Source organism: Pelotomaculum sp. FP (assembly GCF_004369245.1).
GTDB lineage: Bacteria > Bacillota > Desulfotomaculia > Desulfotomaculales > Pelotomaculaceae > Pelotomaculum_C > Pelotomaculum_C schinkii.
Map to the genome: position 1 here is coordinate 1 of NZ_QFGB01000114.1, position 3,087 is coordinate 3,087.

General features: G+C 45.4%; 3 protein-coding genes. All 3 read right to left on the reverse strand.

Annotated features, from left to right (window positions below):
* Window positions 1-184 precede the first annotated feature (184 nt).
* Window positions 185-988 (reverse strand): AAA family ATPase, encoded by an 804-nt coding sequence (locus Psfp_RS20805; RefSeq protein WP_243120838.1) that lies wholly within the window; start codon window positions 986-988, stop codon window positions 185-187.
* The gene (locus Psfp_RS20810; RefSeq protein ID WP_243120839.1) at window positions 985-2,274 is read right to left on the reverse strand and encodes a DDE-type integrase/transposase/recombinase; all 1,290 of its coding nucleotides are present in this window, start codon (window positions 2,272-2,274) and stop codon (window positions 985-987) included. The genes Psfp_RS20805 and Psfp_RS20810 overlap by 4 nt, the downstream gene beginning before the upstream one ends.
* A 144-nt stretch (window positions 2,275-2,418) precedes the next feature.
* Window positions 2,419-2,961 (reverse strand): DUF6431 domain-containing protein, encoded by a 543-nt coding sequence (locus Psfp_RS20815; protein ID WP_134220422.1) that lies wholly within the window; start codon window positions 2,959-2,961, stop codon window positions 2,419-2,421.
* Window positions 2,962-3,087 lie beyond the last annotated feature (126 nt).

Consider the following 3,087-nt stretch of genomic DNA (forward strand, 5'->3'; position numbering starts at 1 on the left):
TGTAATTTTGCAGAATCTTTGTCCTAGCGATTTGCACAATAATTAGGCTTAAAATTTCTATTCAAACTGCAAAATTTGCACAATTTTTGTTTGGAAAAACTTAAAAATTGCACAATATATGTTTTGCAAAATGTATGAGTTAAGGAAAAGGCCGGCCAACGACCGACCCGAAATAGGATAATGGTTACATGCCTAATTCAACAGCAGCCTGCCTCACAGCCTCCTCATCAATATATTTAAGCAACTTCTGACAGCCAAAGATTAAGCTGGTAGTAGCAAGGTTGTTAATTAAGCGGGGCCAGCCCCGGCTCACTGTAGCAATAGCTTCTACGGCAGTGTCTGAAAAGATCGGGTAGTTGGAGCCGGCTAGGCGCATATGGTGCTCCAAGTAATTTTTTGTTTCCTCTTTTGTCAAGGGAGCCATCTTGTAGCGCATAATTAACCTTTGATTTAAAGGTTGGTTATGGGTCAACGACATTTTAATTGCCAGAGCAGGCATTCCACAGAGTACCAATACAAATGGGTTTTCAGAGTCCATCGAAAAATTGAACAACAAATGGAGGTCACTGAAAAACTTCGTACTGGCCAACTGCAGTTCGTCCAGAATAATAACAGGAACAACTTTCTTGCCGGAATAGTTGTTTTGGATAGCCTCCTGAATTTGATTGAACAAATCCACTTTGCGGAAAGCAGGTTCAAGACCCAGGCTAAAAGCCAGCCCCCTGTAGAAATCCGTAACAGTAACCGTAGAAAGCGGGAAGTAGGCCACCCGGTAGAGAGAGGGATTGAGGGAAACCACAAAAGTACGTAGACCGGAAGTTTTGCCGGAACCGGGTTCGCCCACCACCATGCCGATACCACGGCTGTCTTTTAGATAATTTAGCCGGGCCAGAAGTTCCTGGTGGGAAGATGACAGGTACATCTCCTCTGCTTTGATATCTTTCGCAAAAGGTCTGGCAGCAAGGGAGTAGAAGGCGGTAAACATCATTTACCACTCTCCTTTTTTAAAAGGGCTTCATGAAAAGATAATACCTGGGGAGAAATATCATTTTCACTGCGGTTGCGCTTCATTCTGGCGTTATCCGCCAATTGAACCGGTAAACCCTTACCTACAAACTTGTCATTAGCATAAATCAATATCTTGCTTAAGTCGTTTGGTTCAAACCGCACCTCCACCTTCTGGCCGATTAGAGCGGGCGGCACTTCGAAGAGCCTACCCCCGATAGAGACGGTGGCATCATTGTGAACCCGGCGGGACTCCCTTTTTAAGAATAACTCCCGGACCAAATCCGGCTCCCGGGCGAACTTAACCTGGTTTACCAAGCTCAAGTACTTGTCGAGGGGAGACATACCCAGGGATGAGTGAACACGTCGATGGTAGTCTTCCTCCAGCCATTTTCCAAAAGCACGGTTCAATTCATCCAGGGATGTCACCGGATAAGACAGAAGTGGCAGGAAACGTTCTCTTACCGTACGAAAAATCCGTTCGATTTTCCCCTTGCTGGGTGCATCGAAAGGCTCGGTATGGGAAACCGTGGTACCCATTTGGGCACAGGCCCAGTGAAATAATTGAGAGCGGTAAACCTTACCGTTGTCCAGGTAAACAATCTTGGGTATACCCCGGCGAATAACCGCTTCGATATAGACTTTTTTCATGGCGTCGAAATTTTGTTCAAAAGAAAACTGGGCGAAAGTAACCAAACGGGAACAGTCATCAATAAAGGCAAAAAGATAAGTAGGCTTCTTCTTACCATTGACTATGACATAAGGGCCTGTCATCATATCGCCCTGCCACATCCGGTTTACCTCATCGTAGGCAAAGCGCTTGCGGTCCTTAACCACGACTTTATCCGCCAGGGGTTTGGCCAGATTTTTCTTCTTGAGAAAGCGGTAGACCGAATGGTAAGAAACCTCGGAGCGCAAGATTAGCCCTTCTTTGGCCATTTGGTCGTAAAGAAGCATAACGCTCAAGCCTGGGTTTTCATGCCTAAAAGCTATAATTTTCTCAGCAAGGTCCTCGCTGATTACTCTTGACTGTCCCTTGTCTTTACGGTTTTGAGGCTTAAGCCCTTCCAGATTGTCTTTGCGGTAGTCCAAAAGCCAACGGCGAAAGGTTTTGTCACAGAACTCTTTTCTTCCGTAGTAGGGGACGTCATAGACTAGGGCGGAAACCTTCTCCAGGTAGACTTTCGGATTATCAACTTGATTGTTTAGCAAGGGAGCGATCAAGCCGAAACGGAAAAGGGCCACCTCCATTTTCTGCTCTTCGGTCAAAGCCATTTTTAAAGCACCTCCAACAGATGTATTGGAGGATAACCGGTTAACCTCACGGTGAAAATTATATGGTAAAAAGGCCATATACCGCCATGCAAAAGTTGTGTGGATAAAATATACTTGCCGCATACCCCAGGGGAGATGTTAAAATGATCTTGCCATAAAGTTAGCCAAGATCCGGTTGGATAAACTATTGACCTCTGCCAAGGTCGTTTCACTTGCCCGAGTGAAGTTTAACCGGCGGACTATCTTTATGGCCCCTTTGTTTTTATCCGCAGGAAGTCGCTCTCGCCAGTGCTGTTCTCTTAAAGCACTGACAATGGCGGGGATATTGGCTAAGAAGCGCTTATGGTAAAAAGCGGCTAGTTGGCGGCCAACGGCAGCAGTTGTTTTTCTAAAACTCTCCCGCAGGCTTTTTAATATGGTATTACGGTTATGTTGGAAGTAAGGCAGAAGAAACCAGGGCAAAAGAGATACCGTCTTTAAGCAGGCAGGACACAGGTACCGGCAGATGCTGATACGGTAACATCGTTTGTTGGCTAGTGCATTGCGTTCATAGAAGCCGTGCCGTTTCAGCTTGACTGCAGAATTGCAGCAAGGGCACTTGATAAGTACGGGAAAGACCACTGAGTATCTGTCCTTGGCATAGATTGATAGCTTAACAGGTAGATTCCAAGGAATTTGCAAAATAATAACCTCCCCAAAGAAACTGCAAATATTTTAGCAGATTGGGGAGGGTTCTGAATCATCTTTTAGATAATCAATGTGCAAAAAAATCCTGCCTGCCAGGACTACTTTACGAGCAAGATTACA

What these genes read in the sequence shown, in the direction of transcription:
- Psfp_RS20805 (WP_243120838.1), bottom strand. Translation starts at nt 988, where the DNA reads ATGATGTTTACCGCCTTCTACTCCCTTGCTGCCAGACCTTTTGCGAAA.